Annotated in this window: 21 protein-coding genes and 2 tRNA genes; 18 read left to right on the top strand and 5 right to left on the bottom strand. The window is 57.5% G+C overall.

The features are described from left to right. Positions 1-53: 53 nt before the first annotated feature. Together JS530_RS07920 and JS530_RS07915 are read left to right on the top strand one after the other, a co-directional pair. A tRNA-Asn gene (locus JS530_RS07920) sits at positions 54-126 on the top strand. A gap of 72 nt (positions 127-198) precedes the next feature. Beyond that, a tRNA-Asn gene (locus JS530_RS07915) sits at positions 199-274 on the top strand. A 34-nt stretch (positions 275-308) separates the two neighbouring features. Here JS530_RS07915 and JS530_RS07910 read toward each other — a convergent pair. After that, a complete protein-coding gene (locus JS530_RS07910; protein WP_214376630.1) occupies positions 309-1,190 on the bottom strand; it encodes a hypothetical protein in 882 nt (293 codons plus the stop codon). Positions 1,191-1,401: 211 nt separating this feature from the next. Between JS530_RS07910 and JS530_RS07905 the strand changes: the two genes are divergently transcribed. After that, a complete protein-coding gene (locus JS530_RS07905) occupies positions 1,402-2,148 on the top strand; it encodes a M23 family metallopeptidase (RefSeq protein WP_214376629.1) in 747 nt (248 codons plus the stop codon). A 33-nt stretch (positions 2,149-2,181) separates the two neighbouring features. On the opposite strand, the gene JS530_RS07900 is transcribed toward JS530_RS07905, so the two are convergent. Both JS530_RS07900 and JS530_RS07895 read right to left on the bottom strand, forming a co-directional pair. After that, positions 2,182-3,840: a substrate-binding domain-containing protein gene (locus JS530_RS07900; RefSeq protein ID WP_214376628.1), complete on the bottom strand. Its 1,659-nt coding sequence runs from the start codon at positions 3,838-3,840 to the stop codon at positions 2,182-2,184. Between the two features lie 166 nt (positions 3,841-4,006). Further along, on the bottom strand, positions 4,007-5,224 hold the full coding sequence (locus JS530_RS07895; protein ID WP_214376627.1) for an NADP-dependent isocitrate dehydrogenase: 1,218 nt from the start codon (positions 5,222-5,224) through the stop codon (positions 4,007-4,009). A gap of 127 nt (positions 5,225-5,351) precedes the next feature. Between JS530_RS07895 and JS530_RS07890 the strand changes: the two genes are divergently transcribed. The 14 genes from JS530_RS07890 (at position 5,352) to JS530_RS07825 (ending at position 19,210) form a co-directional block, all read left to right on the top strand. After that, positions 5,352-6,476 carry a GuaB3 family IMP dehydrogenase-related protein gene (locus JS530_RS07890; RefSeq protein WP_214376626.1) on the top strand — a complete coding sequence of 375 codons (1,125 nt, stop codon included), beginning with the start codon at positions 5,352-5,354 and terminating at the stop codon, positions 6,474-6,476. 367 nt (positions 6,477-6,843) lie between these two features. After that, positions 6,844-7,182, top strand: coding sequence for a hypothetical protein (locus tag JS530_RS07885; RefSeq protein WP_214376625.1), 339 nt, complete (start codon positions 6,844-6,846; stop codon positions 7,180-7,182). Between the two features lie 63 nt (positions 7,183-7,245). Then, positions 7,246-9,339 (top strand): AMP-dependent synthetase/ligase, encoded by a 2,094-nt coding sequence (locus tag JS530_RS07880; RefSeq protein ID WP_214376624.1) that lies wholly within the window; start codon positions 7,246-7,248, stop codon positions 9,337-9,339. A 6-nt stretch (positions 9,340-9,345) separates the two neighbouring features. Further along, entirely contained in the window at positions 9,346-9,843 is a 498-nt protein-coding gene (gene def / locus JS530_RS07875; protein ID WP_214376623.1) for a peptide deformylase, read from the top strand. A 337-nt stretch (positions 9,844-10,180) separates the two neighbouring features. Next, positions 10,181-11,011: a 30S ribosomal protein S2 gene (rpsB, locus tag JS530_RS07870; RefSeq protein ID WP_214376622.1), complete on the top strand. Its 831-nt coding sequence runs from the start codon at positions 10,181-10,183 to the stop codon at positions 11,009-11,011. Between the two features lie 80 nt (positions 11,012-11,091). Continuing rightward, positions 11,092-11,943: a translation elongation factor Ts gene (tsf, locus tag JS530_RS07865; protein ID WP_033891153.1), complete on the top strand. Its 852-nt coding sequence runs from the start codon at positions 11,092-11,094 to the stop codon at positions 11,941-11,943. Between the two features lie 227 nt (positions 11,944-12,170). Continuing rightward, positions 12,171-12,911: a UMP kinase gene (gene pyrH / locus JS530_RS07860; protein ID WP_214376621.1), complete on the top strand. Its 741-nt coding sequence runs from the start codon at positions 12,171-12,173 to the stop codon at positions 12,909-12,911. Between the two features lie 70 nt (positions 12,912-12,981). Beyond that, positions 12,982-13,533 (top strand): ribosome recycling factor, encoded by a 552-nt coding sequence (frr, locus tag JS530_RS07855; RefSeq protein WP_214376620.1) that lies wholly within the window; start codon positions 12,982-12,984, stop codon positions 13,531-13,533. Positions 13,534-13,557: 24 nt separating this feature from the next. Continuing rightward, positions 13,558-14,544: a phosphatidate cytidylyltransferase gene (locus tag JS530_RS07850; RefSeq protein ID WP_214376619.1), complete on the top strand. Its 987-nt coding sequence runs from the start codon at positions 13,558-13,560 to the stop codon at positions 14,542-14,544. 37 nt (positions 14,545-14,581) lie between these two features. Continuing rightward, positions 14,582-15,751 (top strand): dual-specificity RNA methyltransferase RlmN, encoded by a 1,170-nt coding sequence (gene rlmN / locus JS530_RS07845; RefSeq protein ID WP_214376618.1) that lies wholly within the window; start codon positions 14,582-14,584, stop codon positions 15,749-15,751. 111 nt (positions 15,752-15,862) lie between these two features. Further along, complete coding sequence (gene hisF, locus JS530_RS07840) at positions 15,863-16,633, top strand: imidazole glycerol phosphate synthase subunit HisF (RefSeq protein ID WP_214376617.1); 771 nt, start codon at positions 15,863-15,865, stop codon at positions 16,631-16,633. A 94-nt stretch (positions 16,634-16,727) separates the two neighbouring features. After that, on the top strand, positions 16,728-17,126 hold the full coding sequence (gene hisI / locus JS530_RS07835) for a phosphoribosyl-AMP cyclohydrolase (RefSeq protein ID WP_214376616.1): 399 nt from the start codon (positions 16,728-16,730) through the stop codon (positions 17,124-17,126). A 21-nt stretch (positions 17,127-17,147) separates the two neighbouring features. Continuing rightward, positions 17,148-18,704, top strand: coding sequence for an anthranilate synthase component I (locus JS530_RS07830; RefSeq protein WP_214376615.1), 1,557 nt, complete (start codon positions 17,148-17,150; stop codon positions 18,702-18,704). A gap of 140 nt (positions 18,705-18,844) precedes the next feature. After that, positions 18,845-19,210, top strand: coding sequence for a phage holin family protein (locus tag JS530_RS07825; RefSeq protein ID WP_214376614.1), 366 nt, complete (start codon positions 18,845-18,847; stop codon positions 19,208-19,210). Positions 19,211-19,264: 54 nt separating this feature from the next. Here the strand turns inward: JS530_RS07825 and JS530_RS07820 are convergent, their stop codons facing one another. Continuing rightward, positions 19,265-20,674 (bottom strand): amino acid permease, encoded by a 1,410-nt coding sequence (locus tag JS530_RS07820; protein WP_214376613.1) that lies wholly within the window; start codon positions 20,672-20,674, stop codon positions 19,265-19,267. 229 nt (positions 20,675-20,903) lie between these two features. On the opposite strand from JS530_RS07820, the gene JS530_RS07815 reads away from it, so the two are divergent. After that, complete coding sequence (locus tag JS530_RS07815) at positions 20,904-21,671, top strand: DUF1287 domain-containing protein (RefSeq protein WP_240541136.1); 768 nt, start codon at positions 20,904-20,906, stop codon at positions 21,669-21,671. A gap of 24 nt (positions 21,672-21,695) precedes the next feature. Here the strand turns inward: JS530_RS07815 and JS530_RS07810 are convergent, their stop codons facing one another. Beyond that, a complete protein-coding gene (locus JS530_RS07810; protein WP_214376612.1) occupies positions 21,696-22,061 on the bottom strand; it encodes a YccF domain-containing protein in 366 nt (121 codons plus the stop codon). Positions 22,062-22,067: the final 6 nt, after the last annotated feature.

Below are 22,067 nucleotides of genomic sequence, written 5' to 3'. Positions count from 1 at the left end.
CGGTTGGGATGATGTTGGTTCAGCTGGTGACGGTTGGATTGATAATTGAATATTCCTGCGTAGCTCAGTTGGCAGAGCATCCGACTGTTAATCGGACGGTCGCTGGTTCAAGCCCAGCCGCAGGAGCTCATTCAACCGGCTTGTTCGGTTGGGATGATGTTGGTTCAGCTGGTGACGGTTGGATTGATAATTGAATATTCCTGCGTAGCTCAGTTGGCAGAGCATCCGACTGTTAATCGGACGGTCGCTGGTTCAAGCCCAGCCGCAGGAGCCATCTGAAACCCCTTGCAAATCAAGCAAGGGGTTTTTCATTGCCGTGTCTCATGATTGTTGGATGTCAGGCGATGCAACAGCCAAAACGGGCTAGCGAAGGCCACGACGTTTTCCAGGAGCATCACCACTGTTGTCACGGCAAACCAACGTTCATCGATTACCGGAAGACTGACTCCAGTCATGATTGCGGCGATGAACACGCAAAGCCACGTGACAAACACCATGAGAGGTTCATTTTCCATCGGTTTTTTCTGGCACATCAACGTGTAGGCAACAACAAACATCAGGATGGCCACCGTTACCACCAGTACCAGGTAGGTAAGCATGGTCGATCCGGCATCACTGATGTTAACGGTGATGTTGGCATCGTAATCGCCGCTATACACAGTTGCTATGCCATCCTTCAGCGTCACGCCGCCGGAGGTAATTTTTCCGTTGCGCGTGAACCAGAGCGGCCCATAGCGTGTCTCTCCGCCCAAATAAGGGTATTTCAGGTTTTCCAGCCATGTGAATACCCCGTCGTTCGTGTGCATGTCGGAAATGCCGCACGTCTGTTCCAAAGTGCGTCGCGCAACGCCTGTATGCAATGGGGTTATGGTTGGACCTATGGCTGCCACTACGAATGCTTGAATTGTGACAATAACCGCATACCAGGCCGCTGATTTCTGGTGAGTACGCCATACCCCAGGCTTGCGCAAAAAGCGGAACGCCAATATCAGGGTGGCAACAAGTCCGACTGACGCAATGCTGGTCATCAGTATGGGCTCAATGTTGCTCTGGCTTAAAAGGTTGACGCTGAGCGGAACCTCGCATACCTTCACTTGGATCCTCCCTGATATGACTGCATTGTCGTTTGTTGTGCACGCTGCTTTGGCATCTTCTGTGCTGATAATACCGCCATTCTTTTGCCTGGCCATTCTCGAGTACCGTGAAACGGGCTCTTCTATCAAACGGTTTTGCTTATGTGGATAACTTGGCAAGCTCGAACCACATACCTTGTTTCAGCTGGACAGAACGAGGTTGTTTCCCGCACTGTGGAGTTACCGGCAATGAAGCCCATCCTTTTGCGGACACAGACAGCTCAGAAAACCATGGACAAGCCGTTTATGAGATGTAAGGAGATTGATTATGAGTGGCAATTGGTTCGATTGGCGTCGCCAAACCGTCAGACGCCTGATGAGACAACGCAGTCAGGAACGGCAACGGACTGAACGCGAGGAGACGATGCGTGCTGCCATTGTGGCCGCATGCGCAGTGTTTGGGTTGCTGATGGCGCTGATGATAGGGCTCGCACTTTCAGAAGCCTCCATAGGCACGCAATATGCCGCTCATGGGGAATCGGAAGGGTCCTCTGTGGTGTTGTCGAGCGAGGAGAGTCCGGCTGGCTACGTATCGGCTGGGCAAGACGGGCTTACATTGGCTGATTTTACCGATATGACTGCCTTGGAGCAGCAGGTGGGTGCTCCATGCGAGGCCCGATACGGCTGGCCTGTGGAGAATCCCACGGTCGCAGAAGCATTCGATAGGCCGGCGGCACCTTGGGCGGCGGGACACCGTGGTGTGGATCTGCAAACCACGGTTCAGCAAACGATTCTGGCCCCCAAGGATGGCACCATCAGCTTCGCCGGACGTGTAGGCGGCAAGGATGTGGTGAGCATACGGCATCGCGGGGGAGTGACCTCAACGTTTGAGCCGGCGGTGACCGATCTCACTGTCGGGGCCACGGTGAGCAAAGGCGAGGAAATCGGCATGGTGCAAGGCGATTCCGATCATTGCGAAGACAGTTGCCTGCATTGGGGATTGAGACGCGGCGCACATGATTATCTCAACCCTGAAGCCTATGCGGCAGCACAAAAAATCGTGCTCAAGGAATGAGCCCCGAGCACGATTGAAGTGGATGCTGATTGGTCACAGTCCGGCATCGGCGAGTGAAATATATCCCGGGTCGATGAGTGTGGCCTTGAGATTGCTGGCGCCCACGGCGAGCACCGGTTCGCTCAACGTAGGCACCTTCTTGACGCCGCCTACTTCGGTGTTGCGCACAGCAGACAATCCGGTGATCTTTTCTCCGGTGTTGAGTTTGCCGCACACCTCGGCGATATCCGATGCAAGCAATTGGCGGTTTTCGATGCCGGTCATCCATTGCTTGCCTTTGACCACTGAAGGAATGCTGGAGACATATGCGCCATAGCCGGTGACCAAAGGCCATTGGGAATCCTTGGCTTTGTCGCTTTTAGTGTCGGCGTCGTCGGAATCCTTGGTGCCGTTGGCGTCATCATCCGTGGATTTGATGGGATCCGGCACCTGTTCGCGCTGCAGATCCTTCTTGCCGGTAATATTGCCCACAATGCCGGCAATGGTGATCTGCGGGTTGATATCCGCGGCAGACCCGGTGTATCCCAGATCGTTGAGCTCGTTGACCACTTCGGATGCCACGTAGTCATTCATGGCGATAATGCCGTCGATGCGAGCGGGGTTGGATGCATCGCCGTTGCGGCCGAGACGCCGATCCAATTCTTTGGTGGTGGCATTATCCTCACTGGCATCGTAGGCCACGTTGAGCCAGTCCTTGTCGGAGGATGATTTGTCCAACGATTCGGAGGGGCTTACCACAGTGCCTTTCTGGTAGTAGGCGCCAAGCACCTGCCAAATACCTTGGAACGCTTCTTCGGCGAATGTGGAATCCACGCTGGAGCCGTTCTTGTTGGCATCGGTAGGCGTGTATGGCAGCAGCACTTCGATGCGCTTTGGATTATCCTTGCTGGCCTTGTCCAATTCCAGCTTGGCGGCAAGCTTCTCGGCCTGCATATGGCCAATCGAACGTGCATCGGAGAACTGGACGAAGGCATCCGGCTTGTATCCCTCGATGCTGTTGGCCAGCAGCACCACATGCATCCCGGATTCTTGGGCGAGTTTCAGAGAAGACACCAATCGTTGCACGGCTTGCGACTGGTCCGCATCAGTTTCGGCGTTGTCGTTGCTGTTGCTGCTGTCGGTATCAGCTGTACCGGTACCGGCTTCAGTATCGGTGGATTTGTTGCCATCGTCAGAGGCGTTGGCAGATCCCTCGTTCACCGCGTTCTCAGTGCTGAGTTCCTGACTGACGTAGTCACCATACTGGCGCGTGGAATCATCGGCCTTGACCACTGGGGCCACCAGAAGGGTCATATTCTCAGGTGCAATGGTGATGTCTGAGTCATTCGATGAATCCTTGCCGGACAAATGATTGACCACATAGTCCTGGATTGCGCGGCTCTGCTTGTCCAGCGAATCGGAGGTGGTGTGGGAGATGTTCTTCTTCTTGAACCCGTAGGTCACCAGCGCATCGTTGATTTCAGGCGTTAGTTTGGCCCACTTGTTCAAAGGCGTCTGCTGGTTCAGCGTAATGCCGTCGGACGGGGTGAACAATGCCGCGGTGCCGACCGAATCAGAGGTCACCGTGGTTTGTTCCTTGGTGGAAGCGAATTGTTCGGTAGCATCCGGAGCGCACGCAGTCAAAGACAATGCCATGGCGCACACTGTGGCAAAAGCGGCGAAAATGGTTGCGGAGCGTCGTGCAAACCCCATAAGCGAACGGAACCTCCTGACAGGCGGATATCGGAACAACACACTGACCCATGATTGTAGTAGACCGGCGATGAAAAATCCCGGACACATGCAGTATTGACGCATATATCCGGGATGAATCAGGGTATCAGGAGCTTACGGAAAGCGTCCAGACGAGTGCGGCGCTTCAGGCCAGCGCCTTCTGCAGGTTCTCATCCAACGCGTTCATAAAGCCTTCGGTATCCAGCCACGGCTCATCCGGTCCGATCAGCATGGCCAAATCCTTGGTCATCTGACCGCCCTGAACGGTGTCAACAATCACCTTTTCCAGTGTTTCGGCAAAATGACGGACCTCCGGAGTGCCATCCAGATCGGCGCGATGCTTCAAACCACCGGTCCAAGCGAAAATCGAGGCAATCGGGTTGGTGGACGTCTTCTCGCCCTTAAGCCAGCGACGGTAATGACGGGTCACCGTGCCATGTGCGGCCTCGGCTTCGACGGTCTGGCCGTCCGGGGTCATCAGCACGGAGGTCATCAGGCCCAACGAACCGAATCCCTGCGCCACCGAATCGGACTGCACGTCACCGTCGTAGTTCTTGCAAGCCCAGATGTAGCCGCCATGCCATTTCAGGGAGCTGGCCACCATATCGTCGATGAGGCGATGCTCATAGGTGAGGCCGGCCGCCTCGAACTTATCCTTGTATTCGGTTTCGAATACTTCGGCAAAAATGTCCTTGAACTGGCCGTCATAGGCCTTCAGAATCGTGTTCTTGGTGGACAGGTACACCGGGTAGTGACGCATCAGACCATAGTTGAAGCAGGCACGAGCGAAACCACGGATCGAATCGTTCACGTTGTACTGCACCTGTGCCACGCCGCCGTCCGGGCCATAGTTGTACACCACATGCTGAATCGGTTCGGAACCATCATCAGGAGTAAAGGTAACCGTCAACTGGCCGGCACCGGGCACCTTGAAATCGGTGGCCTTGTACTGATCGCCGAAAGCGTGGCGCGCTACCACGATCGGCTTGGTCCAGCCGGGAACCAGACGAGGAACATTGTTCATCACAATCGGCTCGCGGAAAATCGTACCGCCCAGGATGTTGCGGATGGTGCCGTTGGGGGACTTCCACATCTTCTTCAGACCGAATTCCTTGACGCGTGCCTCATCAGGCGTAATCGTGGCGCATTTGACGCCCACGTGGTGCTTCTGAATGGCGTGAGCGGCATCGATGGTCACCTGATCATCGGTTTCGTCGCGATGCTGGATGCCCAGATCGTAGTAATCGAGATTCACGTCAAGATACGGCAGAATAAGCCTATCCTTGATGTCCTTCCAGATGACGCGGGTCATTTCGTCGCCGTCAAGTTCAACAACGGTGCCTTCGACCTTGATTTTGGCCATGCTTCCTCCTGATTGGTTCGTCGCTACAGGATTCAGTCATATATCATCTATGTAACGAGCCGATCCGTTATTCGAGAATATGGACACGAGCGGTAACGCGTCCGTCCCCGGCAATAGTCTGGAGACCATGTCTCAGGAAATTGAAATCGGTTTGGGCAAAAAAGGTCATCTTGGCTACGCGCTTGACGATGTAGCCATCGTTCCCTCACGTCGTACCCGCGATCCGGAGGACGTCTCCACCTCCTGGCAGATCGACGCGTACGAATTCGACGTGCCGGTGATCGGCGCGCCAATGGATTCGGTCACCAGCCCGGCCACCGCCATCCAAATGGGCAAGATGGGCGCACTCGGTGTGCTTGATCTGGAAGGTCTGTGGACCCGTTATGAGGATCCGACACCACTGCTTGACGAAATCGCACAGCTTCCGGCCGAGGAAGCCACCGCGCGCATCCAGCAGATCTATTCCGAACCGGTCAAGCCGGAACTGATCACTCAGCGTCTGCATGAGATTCGTGCTGCTGGCGTTACCGTCGCCGGCGCATTGTCTCCCCAGCGCACCCAGCAGTTCTATTCCACCGTGGTGGATGCTGGCGTGGATCTGTTTGTGATTCGCGGCACTGTGGTCTCCGCTGAGCATGTATCCTCCTCCCATGAGCCGTTGAACTTGAAGAAGTTCATCTATGACCTCGATGTGCCGGTCATCGTCGGTGGCGCCGCGAACTACACCGCAGCCCTTCATCTGATGCGTACCGGTGCCGCCGGTGTGCTGGTCGGCTTCGGCGGCGGCGCGGTTTCCGCCACCCGCCAGACCTTGGGTGTGCAGGCTCCGATGGCCACCGCCATCGCCGATGTTGCCGAAGCTCGCCGCGATTACATGGATGAGTCCGGCGGCCGCTATGTGCAGGTGATCGCTGATGGCGGTATGGGTGATTCCGGCAGCTTCGTCAAGGCACTGGCTCTTGGTGCCGATGCCGTGATGCTGGGCGCTCCGCTGGCTCGCGCCACCGAGGCTCCTGGCAAGGGCACCCACTGGGGTTCCGAAGCTCGCCATCAGACGCTGCCTCGCGGCTACCGCACCACGGTCGGCACTGTGGCTCCGCTGGAGCAGATTCTCTTCGGACCTAGCCACCAGGCCGATGGCAAGACCAACTTCATCGGCGCGTTGAAGCGTGCCATGGCTTCCACCGGTTATGTTGACGTGAAGAACTTCCAGCGTTGCGGCATGGTGGTCAACCCCTACTCAGCCCACTAATCGCACGTAACCGCACGTAATCGCGCGCAGCGGTACAAGCAAAGGGATCAACGCCCACGAAATAGGCTACCCACTACGGTATGCCTAGTTTCGTGGGCGTTTTTATACGGTAGGCACAGGAAATTGCCACCTGCCGGGTTCCGTGATGTGGTGGATATTGCGTCCAGCCAAGGGAGGCTGAACCAGAGAAGGGGATCACAGGTGATTACCAATGCAATACAACGAGTATTTCGCCAATACATCATCGAGACCGGGGAAGGAACCCAGCTTTGACGGCTTCATTACCGTAGAGCTATCGGATAGGCCGATTCGTTACCATATCCAACCATTGTTCGCCTGCAACATAGGGTCGCAGGAATGCCACACCATGGCTTTGGCGGCATGCAGAATCGCATGCAATTGCACGGATGCGATTCGCGGCAAGATGGGTGTCAACAGACTGCAGCGTGCGCTAACCTCGCCGTGCCTGAACCGTCTGCAGACCCTGCACAGCCTGTTCGACCTTCATGTGCTGGCGAATCCCAGCGTGAAGGCAAGGTTCTGTTATCTGCCTACGGTGCCCAACCTGATCGACGGTGTGATCACCAGCGATAGGACCATGGAATTGGCCGTACTCATGACTATAGGGCAGGAGGATATTCGCGTGAATCTGAAGTTCCGCTATATCGGGTCCCGCTGGATGTGCGTGTTCGCTGATTTGGGATAATCCATGAGCAACCTATTGGGTCGCTAAGCGTAGTCATGCGGTGATTCGCCTATAGTGGAGCGTATGCGTGAACATGTTGAAGAACCAAGGTACGTCACCACCGACGAAGACACCGTCTTCTCGCTGCTGGCCAAGCGAGCGGCCCGCACGCCGAACGACACCATCGCCGAATGGCAGGACGACCAGACCCATCAATGGCATAGCGTGACCGCAAGCGAAATGCTCGCACGCGTTCGTGAGGTCGCCAAAGGTCTGATGGGGCTTGGCGTCAAGGCCGGCACTATGGTGCTGATCTATTCGCCCACCTGCTATGAATGGGGTGTTGCCGATTTCGCCTGTGCGGCCATCGGCGCTGTGGTGGTTCCGGTGTACGAAACCGACTCCGCCAAGCAGACCGCGGGCATCATCGAGGAGGTTGATCCAGCCATCGCGTTCGCCGGCGATTTCCAGCGTGCCCAGACGCTCGAGCAGATCCGCTCCAATCACCCGGGCATGAAATACGTGTTCAATTTCAAGGCGGACGGACTTGATGCCGTGGCCGACTTCGGTCGCGGCGTCAATGACGAGGCGCTGGATCAGGCGATCTCGCGTATCAAGGCTGATGATCTGCTCACCGTGGTCTACACGTCCGGCTCCACCGGCAAGCCCAAGGGCGCCATGCTCTCCAACCGCAACTACACGCATATCGTGCTCAACGGTTATGAGATTCTCAACGGCATGCTGTATCGGGACAATCGCCTGCTGCTGTTCCTGCCGTTGGCGCACTGCTTCGCCCGGTACATCCAATACGTGTGCATTGGCGGATGCGGAGTCGTGGGATATATCCCCAATGCCAAGCATCTGCTGGCGGACATCCGCAGCTTCAAGCCGACGTATCTGCTTGGCGTGCCCCGCGTATTCGAAAAGGTCTATAATGCCGCCTCGCAGAAGGCCGGCGCAGGCATCCAAGGCTATATCTTCGCGCAATCGGTCAAGCACTTCGTCAAGTGGAGCAAGGACGAGCAAGCCGGACGCGGTCATTCGCTGATCGAACGCATGCGCCACTCCTTCTACATGGCCACGGTCGGCAAGTCCATCCGCTCCGCGTTGGGTCCGAACTTGAGGTGGCTCGCATGCGGCGGCGCACCGTTGAACGTTGATTTGGCGCATTTCTTCAATGGCATGGACGACATCACCTTCATCCAGGGTTATGGCATGACCGAAACCGCAGCCCCGATGCTGGTGAACTGGGAGGATGACAACGAGGTCGGCTCGGTAGGCAAGCCCGGTCCCGGTATGGGTGTGCGTCTGGGCGAGGATGACGAAATCGAGCTTACCGGCCCGAATGTGTTCCTCGGCTACTACAAGCAGCCGGAGCTCACCGCCGAAGCCATGACCGCCGACGGATGGATCAAGACCGGCGATCTGGGTCGCATCGATGACCGTGGCTTCACCTTCATCACCGGCCGTAAGAAAGACATCATCATCACCGCCGGCGGCAAGAACATCAGCCCGGCGCCGATGGAAGACATCATCGACACCTGCCCCATCGTCGCACATGCGGTGGTAGTGGGCGATGGCAAGCCGTTCGTGTCCGCGCTGATTGAGCTTGATCCGGAGATGCTGCACTCCTGGCTGGAAGGTCAGGGGCTCGATGCCAACATGACCCTCGAGCAGGCCAAGGATAACGACGCGGTGCGTGCCTTCATCCAGCAGTACATCGATCAGGCCAACGCCAACGTGTCCCGCGCCGAATCCGTGCGCAAGTTCGCGGTGTTGGATGAGGAATTCAGCCAGGATCGCGGCACGCTTACCCCGAGCATGAAGGTGGTTCGTCCAAAGGTGCTGCAGCGGTATGCTGCCATCATCGAGGATGAACTGTACGCGCCCAAGCCGTCGAACAAGCCGTTGCCCGCCACCGCGAAAATCATCGACAGCACCTCGGAGACCGTCAAGAAGGCTTCCGAACAGGTCAAGCAGGCATCGGAACAAGTCAAGCAGGCTTCCGAACAGATGAAGACCAGCGTGTCTGATTCGCTTGCTAGCGTGCAGGAGAAAATCAAGAAGTCAAAGGCGGAATCCGAACCGGATGCAGCCGAGGCGCAGCCCGATGCCGAAGCCGGCAAGGCCGGTGTCGACGAGAACGCCAAGAACAATGCCGAGAACACTGAGGAGTAAATAAGAGTGGCCATTCGTGAGATTCGAGTCGTGCCGGATCCGGTACTGCGCACCCCATGTGACGAAATCAAGGAGATCACCCCGGCCGTACGACGTCTGGTGGATGATCTGCTGGAAACGGTCAACGATCCGGGACGAGCTGGACTTTCCGCCAACCAGATCGGCGTAAGCCTGAGGGCGTTCTCCTACAACATCGACGGCAAGATCGGTTACATCCTGAACCCGGTGATCGAGGAGACCTCCGGCGAACAGTACGGTGATGAGGGATGCCTGTCGGTGCCCGGCCTGTGGTACAAGACGCGCAGAGCTGATTACGCCCGTGTGCGCGGCATTGATTTGGACGGCAAGGAAGTGGTGCTGGAAGGCCACGGATTGATGGGACGCATGCTGCAGCATGAGTGCGATCATCTGGATGGGCATGTGTACCTTGACCGGTTGGAAAAGGAAGAACGTCGTGAGGCGCTGCGCTATATGCGCAACCGTCAGGCCGGACAGACCAGGTAAGCCAATCACACGCGATTGCATATCCCACGATTATTCGCCAAGCTCGGCACAGCTTTGGCAATAAGCTGGGTTTGACTCGTAAGCAAGGCCGGTGCACTGTGCAGCAACCGCATAGTGTACCGGCCTCCTGTTATCTTAGAAGCTTGTGTGCCACCCCGGCAACAAGCGCAGTCGCAGGCGCTTGGAGCCAACCAATATTGTCAACCGGTACACAACAAATTCGCGTCATGCTCGCGACGGCCTGTGTCGGTCGGCTGCAAACCCGCGCAAACGGGGGAGATGCTGCACGCAGGTGCGCATGACCAGGCAAGAACCGACAATGAAAGGTAGTAATACCATGGCTCAGATCACTATGAGCGAAATGCTGAAGGCTGGCCTGCACTTCGGCCACCAGACCCGTCGTTGGAACCCGAAGATGAAGCAGTTCATCCTCACCCAGCGCAACGGCATCCACATCATCAACCTGTTCAAGTCGCTCGACATGATCGACAAGGCGTACGACTTCATCAAGACCACCGTGGCCCACAACGGTACCGTGCTCTTCGTCGGCACCAAGAAGCAGGCCCAGGAAGCCATCGCCGCCCAGGCCACCCGCGTGAACATGCCGTACGTTTCCGAGCGTTGGCTCGGCGGTATGCTGACCAACTTCCAGACCGTTTCCAAGCGCGTGAACCGCCTCAAGGAACTTGAGGAGATGGACTTCACCGACGTGCACGGCTCCGGTCTGACCAAGAAGGAACTGCTGCTGCTCGAGCGCGAGAAGGACAAGCTGAACAAGCAGCTTGGCGGTATCCGCAACATGAACCGTACTCCTTCCGCGATGTTCGTCGTCGACATCACCAAGGAATCCCTGGCCGTCGAGGAAGCTCACAAGCTGGGCATCCCGGTCGTGGCCATCGTCGACACCAACGCCGACCCGGACGTTGTCGACTACCCGATTCCGGCCAACGATGACGCCATCCGCGGCATCGAACTGCTCACCAGCCTGATGGCCGACGCTGTTGCCGAAGGTCTGCTGGAGCGTTCCGGCCAGGCCGCCAAGGCCGCCGATTCCGAGCAGCCGATGGCTGCTTGGGAGAAGGAACTCCTGACCAACGAGGCTCCTGCCAAGGCTGAGGCTCCGGCTGCCGCCGAAGGCGAAACCGCCGAGGGCGAAAAGGCCGAGTGATGCTCTACGATGGGAAGTGCCTGAACAAGCGCTTCCCATCCGTTTTGGGTAAGCAATATCTTCTTAAAGGAGAATAATCAATGGCAGCAATTACCGCCGCACTGATCAAGCAGGTTCGTGAGGACACCGGCGCCGGCATGCTCGACGTCAAGAAGGCCCTGACCGAAGCCGAAGGCGACGTGGCCCGCGCCAAGGAAATCATCCGCGCCAAGGGCATCGCCGCAGCCGGCAAGCGTGAAGGCCGCAAGGCTCAGGAAGGCACCATCGCCTCCAAGGTTGTCGAAGGTGCTGAAGGCGAGACCGGTTACGCCGTCGAGCTGAACTCCGAGACCGACTTCGTGGCCAAGACCCCGAAGTTCGTCGAGTTCGCTGACGAGGTGCTCGGCTACGCCGTCGCCGCTGAGGCCAACAACGCTGAAGAGCTCGAAGCCGCCAAGGCTGGCGACTCCACCGTCAAGGTCGCCATCGAAGAGGCTGCCGCACTGTTCGGTGAGCACGTCAAGGTCGGCCAGTTCGCCAAGATCTCCGGCGAGCACGTCGAGATCTACGCTCACAAGAAGTCCGCTGAGATGCCGCCGAGCATCGTCGCCATGATCGCCACCGACAAGGCTGGCGCTGCCGTGGCTCACGAAGCTGCTCTGCAGATCTCCGCCATGGGCGCCAAGTGGCTGACCCGCGAGGACGTTCCGGCCGATGTGGTCGAGTCCGAGCGTCGCGTGGCCACCGAGAAGTCCCAGGCTGAGGGCAAGCCGGAGAAGATCATCCCGAAGATCGTCGAAGGCCGTCTCAACGCGTTCTTCAAGGAAGTCGTGCTGCTCGAGCAGCCGTTCGTCAAGGATCCGTCCAAGACCGTCGGCAAGCTGTTCGAGGAAGTGGGCGGCAAGGCCACTGCCTTCGCCCGCATCGAGGTCGGCAAGGGCGAAGAGGAGTGAGCTTAGCGCTCATCCGATGCGCCTGACGCATTGATTGCTTGGAAAAGCCATCCAGAGCACACGTTCTGGGTGGCTTTTCCATATGCTCCAGCATTTTCAATCGCTATTGTTCTGCTGCTTTGCTCTCATGCCCGGGTGTCGATACATGGGGTGTCGTTGTAAGCCGATACCCTTATCTACGGATATTTTTCAGGCACTTTTCGTGGATTCAAGGAAAGGCACATCATATGACTGAAAGCGATAAGCCGCGCAGGGTTCTGCTCAAGCTGTCAGGCGAAGCATTCGGCGGCGGCAAAGTGGGTATCGACACCCATGTGGTTCGCCGTATCGCCGAAGAAATTGTTCCCGCAGTCCAGCAGGGCGTTCAGGTCGCCATCGTGGTCGGCGGCGGTAACTTCTTCCGCGGCGCCGAGCTGCAGCAAGCTGGCATCGACCGTTCCCGTGGCGATTACATGGGCATGCTCGGTACTGTGATGAACTGCCTCGCCCTGCAGGACTTCCTGGAGCAGGAAGGCCAGTCCACCCGCGTGCAGACCGCCATCACCATGGGTCAGGTTGCCGAACCATACATTCCGCTGAAGGCCATCCGCCATCTTGAAAAGGGCCGTGTGGTCATCTTCGGCGCCGGTGCCGGCATGCCGTACTTCTCCACGGATACCGTCTCCATCCAGCGTTCGCTCGAAATCCACTGCGATGAGGTACTCATGGGCAAGAACGGCGTGGACGGTGTGTACACCGCCGATCCGCGCAAGGATTCAAACGCCAAGCGCTTCGTGACCCTGAGCTACAACCGTGCTCTGGTCGATAATCTCGCCGTCATGGACGCCTCGGCACTGTCCATGGCCCGCGACAACCGCAAGCTCATCCGCGTTTTCGGTCTTGAAGGCGAAGGCAACGTGACCCGCGCCCTGGTCGGCGACGAAATCGGCACCTTGGTTTCCACCGCCGAGTCGCGCGTGGCCGAGTGAGCATTAGCGCCTACAATCAAATAACAAGCGTTCATAGAAGAACACCAACGTCCAACAACAAGGAGTAACTATGTCTCTTATCGATCAGGCCAAGGAACAGATGGCCAAGACCGTGGAAAACACCAAGGAGAACTTCTCCGGCATCCGTACCGGCCGTGCCAACCCGGCGCTGCTCAACGGCATCATGGTCGACTACTACGGTGCACCGACCCCAATCAAGGCCGTGGCCTCCATCGGCGTGCCGGAACCGCGCACCCTCGCCGTCACTCCGTTCGATGCCTCCCAGGCTGCGGCCGTGGAGAAGGCCATCCGTAACTCCGATTTGGGCGTCAGCCCGAACCGTGACGGCAATGTCATTCGTCTGACCATGCCGGAGCTGACCGAGGACCGCCGTAAGGAGTACGTCAAGCTCGCCAAGGGCAAGGCCGAAGACGGCAAGGTCGCCGTGCGTAACATCCGCCGCAAGACCAAGGAAACCATCGACAAGTCCGTCAAGGACGGCGACATGGGCGAGGATGAAGGCGATCGTCTGCTCAAGGAGCTCGACAAGGTCACCAAGTCCGTCACCGATGAGATTGATGCACTGCTTGACACCAAGCAGAAGGAGATCATGGAGGTCTGAGAAGACCATATCCGGGAAAACGCCATGGAACGTAACGAACAACTGCACGAAGAGGCCGAAGAGGCTCTCGATCAGATCAACAAGAAAACCGGCCGCAACATGCCTCAAGCCGTGGGCACGGCTGTGTTGCTCGTCGCCCTGATTCTGGGAAGTCTGTTATTCAGCATCGACCTGTTCGTGCTGTTGGTCGTGGTATTTATGATTCTGGCGCTCTGGGAGCTGAGGGTGGATTTCGCCACCGTCGGTCTGCATATTCCAGTGGTGATGCTCTGGTTGTGCTCGGCGTTCACTTTGATCGCCACATATTATGCGCCATATCATCTCATCACCATGTCGATGAGTATCATTGTCTCCATCATTCTGGTGTCCATTGCGGCCAGTGCGAAGCTGAGCTTCGGTAATCGCCTGTCTTTGGCGGTTGCCGGCAAGCTTTCCAGCACCGATGCCAGCGCGCGCATGGAATCCTCGTTCAACCATGATGGGGGAGAGCTGCATCACTCACGTTTGAGCCATGTGGCTGTTTCCGTGCTCACCGTACTGTACATTCCGCTGCTGGCCAGCTGCATCATCATTCCGCTGACCTTCAACGAGCATCCCATCGCCCACGCGATCATGCTGGTGTTCCTGCCGGCGCTTTCCGATACCGGCGGCCTGTTCGCGGGCGCTTGGCTGGGTAAGCATAAGCTCAGTCCGAGAATCTCTCCGAAGAAGTCCGTGGAAGGTCTGATCGGATCGATGCTGTTCGCCATGGTCGGTGCCTTCGCCGTGTTCGCCTGCACCTATGACTCATCGGTTTGGGCCAGCCGCTGGTGGGTGCCGATTGTTGCCGGCATCCTCATCGGCACGGTGGGTACGTTCGGTGATTTGTGCGCTTCCATGTTGAAGCGTGACATCGGCATCAAAGACATGGGCCATCTGCTCAAGGGCCATGGCGGTGTGATGGATCGCGTGGATTCCATTCTGATGAGCGCACCGTTCACGTGCGCTCTGCTGTGGATCACCGGTCTATAAATCGAGAGTCCTGCAAATCGAGAGTGAAGCGATATCAATGACTACTTATGTAACCGATACTCCGGAAACCGGCATCACTCCGGGCGGCACTTCCGGTGCTTTTCGCGATGTGCTCTCCAAGGACCATGCCCGTCGCGGCAAGCCACCGCTGCACTTCGTGGATATGACTCCTGAGGAGCGCATCGCCAAGGCAAGCGAATTAGGTTTGCCGAAATTCCGTGCCAAGCAGCTGGCTAACCATTACTACGGCCATTTTGACGTCAACGCCGCAGAATTCACTGATTTCCCGGCTGCCAAGCGAGCCGAAGCAGCCGAAGCGTTCTTCCCGCAGCTCATCACCGAAGTCACCCGGCAGGTGGCCGATCAAGGCACCACCATCAAAACGCTGTGGAAGCTGTTCGATGGGTCATTGATTGAATCCGTGTTGATGCGATACCCCACGCGCACCACGCTGTGCATCTCCTCGCAGGTCGGCTGCGGCATGGGATGCCCCTTCTGCGCCACCGGCAAACTCGGCCTTACCCGCAACATGTCTGCCGGAGAGATTGTGGAACAGGTGCGAGTCGCCGCCAAAATGATGTGTGACGGTGAAGTGGCCGGCGGCGAAGGCCGTTTGAGCAATATTGTGTTCATGGGCATGGGCGAGCCCATGGGCAACTACAAGTCCGTGCTCTCCGCGGTACGGCAGATCTCCGCCATGCCGCCGGAAGGTTTCGGCATTTCCGCCCGCAATATCACTGTTTCCACGGTGGGCGTGGTCCCCGGTATCAAGAAGCTTACGGCCGAAGGCATTCCGGTACGTCTTGCGGTCTCCCTGCACGCCCCGAGTGACGAGCTGCGTGACGAACTCGTACCGATGAACAAGCGTTTCAACACCACCCAGGTGCTGGATGCCGCACACGATTACTGGCTTGCCTCAAAGCGCCGCGTCAGCATCGAATACGCATTGATGCGCGGCATCAACGATCAGGCGGAACATGCACGTCTGCTGGCCAAGCGTCTCAACCATTACGGCGACAATTGGGCACATGTGAACCCCATTCCGCTCAACCCAATCGAAGGCTCCAAGTGGACCGCCTCCAAGCCTGAAGACGAGCGGCGTTTCCTGGAAATCCTGCACGATGCCGGCATTACTGCCACCTTGCGCGATACCCGCGGTCAGGACATCGATGGCGCCTGCGGACAGTTGGCAGCCAAAGAGCGATAGATCAAGCCGCGTTCCTGTATTCTCATATTGCAGATATTCGTAGCACCCATGACATGGGAAGTATGTAGGCTGAAGGACTGTAATAAGCGAAACCGAACAGGGGAGTGAAGCATGTCGCTGGCGGTACGAGTCATCCCGTGCCTGGATGTCGATAATGGTCGCGTGGTGAAAGGCGTGCATTTCGAGAATCTCAAGGATGCAGGCGATCCGGTGGAATTGGCGGCCGAATACTACCGCCAAGGTGCCGACGAGCTCACCTTCTTGGACGTCACCGCATCCAGCTCCCACCGCAACACCATGGTTGATGTGGTATCCCGTACCGCCGAACAGGTGTTCATCCCGATGACCGTTGGCGGTGGCGTGCGTACGCCGGAGGATGTGGATTCACTGCTGCGTTGCGGTGCCGATAAGGTCGGCGTCAATACCGCTGCCATCAATGACCCCTCGTTGATCAGCCGTGTGGCGGATCGCTTCGGCAATCAGGTGCTGGTGCTCTCCGTGGATGCGCGCCGTGAGAAGGGCGAGCAGCATACGCAGTCCGGATTCGAGGTCACCACGATGGGCGGCCGTAAATCCACCGGCATCGATGCCATCTGGTGGGTCAAGCGTGCCGAAGAACTCGGTGCCGGTGAGATTCTGCTGAATTCCATGGATGCGGACGGCACGCAGCAGGGCTTCGATCTGGAAATGATTCGCGAGGTCCGCAAGGAAGTCAAGATTCCGATTATCGCTTCCGGTGGTGCCGGTAAGGTCGAAGACTTCCCGCCGGCCATTGAAGCAGGTGCCAACGCGGTACTGGCGGCTTCGGTATTCCACTACGGCATTATGACCATCGCGGATGTCAAAGCCGAGTTGAAGAAGCACGGCTACACCGTGCGATAGCCTTGCGCGGCTGTAGCCGATTGCCCATCAGGATCGCAGCCGCTGCACGCATATGATTGCTTGTTTACGATTGTCCATAGGTAGGTAGGGAACCATGACAGATACTCCATACGATAATTCCACTGAGCTTGACCCGCGCATTGCGGCACGACTGAAGCGCGATGCCAAGGGACTGGTCGCCGCCGTCATTCAGCAGTACGATACCCGCGAAGTGCTGATGGTCGGCTATATGAATGATGAGGCGTTGCGCAGAACGCTCACCACCGGTCGTGTGACGTTCTGGTCGCGTTCCCGCCAGGAATACTGGCGTAAGGGTGACACTTCCGGCCATGTGCAGTACGTGAAGGGTATGTCACTGGACTGTGATGGCGATGCGCTGCTGGTCGAAGTCGATCAGGTTGGCGCCGCATGCCATACCGGCAAGCGCAGCTGCTTCCTCGAAGGCGGTCCGCTGCCGGTCGTGGAAGGGCATCGTCCTGCTGAGCAGCGCTGAGCAGTCAAAGGAGGAGTGAACATGAGTGAATGCAGCGTCAAGCATCTCAAATGGGGTGCCACCTGGCCAAGCCGTGAGCAATTCCACGAACTGGCTGATCAGGGGTATCGCGTGATTCCCATCGTGCGCCGTCTGCTTGCCGATTCATTGACACCGGTGGGTTTCTATGAACGTCTTGCCGGAGGTCGCAGCGGTACGTTCATTCTTGAATCCGCGGAATTCGGCGGCAGCTGGAGTCGGTACAGCTTCATTGGCGTCAATTCGATGGCACAGCTGCGCTCCAATCATGGTCAGGCCGATTGGTTGGGCAAAGTGCCGGTTGGCGTTCCCACCAAGGGTGATGTGGTTGAGGTGGCTCATGCCACGCTCAAAACGTTGAAAGCTCCACACGTAGAGGGTCTGCCGAACCTGACCTCCGGTCTTGTCGGCACAGTGGGTTGGGATGCCATTCGTCATTGGGAGCCCACGTTGCGCGCTGAAGCGCCGGATGAGACGGGTCAGCCTGAAACCGTATTGGCGTTGGCCACCGATATTGCCGTGGTCGATCACGTCTCCGGCTCGGTATGGCTCATCGCCAACGCGGTGAACGTGGACAACAAGCCGACGCGTGCGGACAACGCCTACAACGAGGCTGTGGCTCGCCTCGACCAGATGCAGCGTGACGCGGCAACACCGACGCCGGGCGAAGCCCGCGTCAACGTACTGGACGAGTCTGTGCCCCAGCCGGAGCTACGTTTCCGCACGGAGAAAAGCCACTATGAGCATGCGGTCGAGGAAGCCAAGCAGCACATTATTGATGGTGACGTGTTCCAGGTGGTCATCTCCCAGCGTCTCGACATCGATTCGCCTGCCGATCCGTTTGACGTCTACCGTGTGCTGCGCACGTTGAACCCGAGCCCGTACATGTATTTCATGGCGTTGACCGATGCCGAAGGGCGTGATTTCAACGTGATCGGCTCCAGCCCGGAAACCTTGATCAAGGTGGACAACGGCCACGCCATGACCTTCCCGATTGCCGGTTCCCGCCCGCGTGGCGCCACGCCGGAAGAGGATGAGAAACTCGCCAAGGAATTGCTTGCCGACCCCAAGGAACGCAGCGAACACATCATGCTCGTGGACTTGTCCCGCAACGATCTGAGCAAGGTGTGCATACCGCAATCCGTGGATGTTGTACAGCTCATGGACATCAAGCGATTCAGCCATATCATGCACATCTGCTCGACGGTTACCGGCAAGGTCGATCCGTCGCTGACCGCCTTCGACGTGTTCAAATCCGCGTTCCCCGCGGGCACGCTTTCCGGCGCGCCCAAGCCGCGTGCAGTGGAGATCATCGACGAACTGGAACCTGCGGACCGTGGTATCTACGGCGGTACGGTCGGCTACTTCGACTTCTCCGGCAACATGGATATGGCCATCGCCATTCGTACCGCGTTCCTGCGTGATCACGAGGCAAGCGTGCAGGCCGGTGCCGGTATTGTGCTTGATTCCGTGCCCGCAAACGAGTGGCAGGAAACCCGCAACAAGGCTGAAGCCAGCGTCGAAGCCGTGCAGATCGCGGCTCAACTGCGCGAACTGTGACCAGTCATATGGTCATATGGGGGCTGTCCTTCTATGGGAAGGGCAGCCCCCATTGTGCACTGCCTGCATTGCTATGAGCCGACTCAGCTCATAGCGTTCATTACAGTCCGTTCGCAATTGCGCTGGGATAATCGGGGAATATGAAAGCATTTATTTCCCGTTGGTTGGTACTGACCGTGGCCGCAGCCGTTATGGTCGCCGTGCTTCCCGGTATGGAAGCGGTAGGTGAACCGCCGATTCTGGGCATCGCCGCATTCTCACTGTTCATGGCATTGATTAATGCGTCAATCAAGCCGGTTATTCATGTGCTGGCGCTGCCGTTCACCATCCTGAGCTTTGGACTGTTCGCGCTGATTCTCAACTGGCTGTTCATGGAACTTGCCTCATGGCTGGCGTTCTCGCTGTTTAACGTAGGCGTGATCATCGATGGATTCTGGTGGTCGGTTATCGGATCGATCATCATGTCCATCGTCTCCAGCATCGTCGGCGCTGTTTTCGGAGATTAGCCGAAAGAATAGCCGAACAATAATGGCACGAGCAGGCGTACCCGAATGATTCGGTTACGCCTGCTCGTTGGTATGCGCACGCCGCCGTTCGAGGAGATAATAGCCGCCATAGCAGCAGGCGACGAACGGAATCATGCAGTAGAGCGTGCTGCGCTGTGTATCATCCAGCACCACCAGCACGAGTGCGCCGATGCACATGACAATGGCCAGCCAGGGGAGCACCGGATATCCGGGAGCCGTATAGCCCAGCTCATCAACGGTATGGCCGGATGCCTTCCATTCGCGGCGGAATCGGATATGGCATACACATACGGAGAACCACACCACAAGCGTTGCCAAACCGGACACGGCCACCAACACCAGATACACGGTGGAGGCCGCGATGACCGAAGACAGCAACGCCAGAAGCGAGCCGGCCATGCTGAACAACACGGCCCAGACCGGCACGCCATGGAAATTCGTTTTGGCGAATCGTGCGGGAATCAAATGCTCTTTGGCCAATGACCACACCATGCGCGAACACACGTACAGTCCGGAGTTCGCGGCGGAGAGCACGGCGGTCAGCACCACAAAGTTCATCACATCACCGGCGAACGGCATACCGATGGATTGGAACACCAAGACGAACGGACTGGTTTCCACACCCGCCTGATGCCAAGGGATCAACGCGGCCATCACCAGAATCGAACCGATGAAGAACATCGCCAAACGAAACACGGTGGTGTGCACGGCCTTCGGAATCGCCTTGCCGGGATCCTTGGTCTCGCCGGCGGCAACACCCACCACTTCGGTGCCGGAAAATGCGAACACCACGGTCAGCAACGTGGCGAACACGGGCGCAATGCCGTTCGGGAACCAGCCATCGGCCACAAAGTTGGTGAACAGCGGCGCCTTGGCCTGCCCGGCGATCGGAATCGCGCCGAACATGGCCAGCAGACCGATGATAATAAACGCCACAATGGCGAACACCTTGATGGAGGCAAACCAGAATTCCGCCTCGCCGTAAAGGCGCACGGACAGAATATTGAGCACGAACACCACGGCAATGAACACGGCCGACCAAACCCATGCCGGCGAATGCGGGAACCAACGTTGCATCAACAGTCCCGCCGCAGTGAATTCACTGGCCAACGCCACCGCCCAGTTGAGCCAGTACAGGATGGCGATGGTGAATGCGGTACCGGGCCCAATGAAACGTTTGGCATACATATGGAAACTGCCGGCATACGGCATGGCTACGGACAGCTCGCCCAGCGACACCATCACGCAATACACCAACAGCGAGCCGACCGCATAGGCCAGGATTGCACCAAGCGGACCCGCCTGATGAATCGTGTAGCCGGAGCTGACGAACAGACCGGTGCCAATAACGCCACCGAGGGAGATCATCGTCAGATGACGGGACTCCATTTTCCGTTCCAGACCGGTCTCATTGCCGGTCTTGCCGGTACTGGCATTCGCCATGCTGAGGACTCCTTTTGCATCATGCGCGTGTGTCCGATGCGCTCGAAAATACTGACGAATATCACATCATACCGGTTGACATGGGCACCGATTATGTGCGCGTATGGCGAAGTTGTATTCTCACAGCCGTTCCCCAAGCTGAGTACGTCTACAGTGTTCAGCGAATGACTATGGCGATGGTAGTTGAGATCGCATACGTAAGGCGAATGCATAACGAGAGGCGAGCGTCATGGCACAGCATCTATCGCAGCGCGGATCGAATCATGTGCGCAAACACTATCGCGCAGTGATTGCCGCGATTATGGTCATGATTGCGGTTGCTGCCGGCGTCATATCCGGACGGCACTGGGTGGCGCAATGGAAGGATACGGAAATACAGCCGGCACTAGTGCCCCAGCAACGGCAGACCACGGCAACATATGAGCGCAGTTCGGTTGACTATAACGGTAATGGCAACGATGATTACACCGATATCATCGCAGGCGCACGAAAGGATGCCGAAGCCGCACCGCAATATGATGCCGGCTACTATCAAGGCGGGTACCCGCCGGATGATCGCGGTGCCTGCACTGATCTGGTGTGGCGCGCGTTCCGGGAAGCCGGATACGATTTGAAGGCGATGATTGACGCGGATATTGCGGCCGACCCCGCGAGCTACGCCTCCGTGGCACCTGCACCGGATCCGAATATCGATTTTCGTCGCGTCGGTGTACAGCAGGTATTCTTCGCCAAGTATGCGCAAACGCTGCCAACTGATATCAATGACATCAGCACATGGCAGGCGGCAGATATCGTGGTGTTCGGCAACGCCAAACACATTGGCGTGATTTCGGACAAGCGTGATACGGGTGGACTGCCGTATGTGCTGCATAATATGGGCCAACGGCAGCGTGAGAACGACTATCTGGCGTTTAAAACCCATATGCCGGTCACCGGGCATTACCGCTTCGATGCGTCCAAAGTGCCTGCAAACGTGTTGAAAGCATGGCAGCAGTAACAGCTACCATATATAAGCCGCTGATTATAGGTTTTCGATCTGCGCGCCGAACGGCCAGAGCGCCAGCTTCGCCATCTTGAACGACTGCAAACCGAATGGAATGCCGATGATGGTGATGCAATTGAGCACGCCTGCCGCCACATAGCTCAACGCCATCCATACGCCGACCAGCACCACCCAGATGATATTGGCGATAGTGGAGCCAACGCCACCGCCATACCGTACGGTTTTGCCAAACGGCGTCAATGTGAGTCCCGCCATCTTAAAAGCCTGTAGTCCCAACGGAATGCCGACAATCGAAATGCACAGCACAAGTCCTATAAGAGCCCAGCCGATGGCGATTTCAATACCACCCAGAATAATCCACAGAATATTGCCGATGAGTCGCATGGACCT

The sequence above is a fragment of the Bifidobacterium colobi genome, from assembly GCF_018555455.1.
Taxonomy (GTDB): Bacteria; Actinomycetota; Actinomycetes; order Actinomycetales; family Bifidobacteriaceae; genus Bifidobacterium; species Bifidobacterium colobi.
Note: the sequence above shows the minus strand (reverse complement) of the source record. Positions and strands in the feature narration are given on the sequence as shown.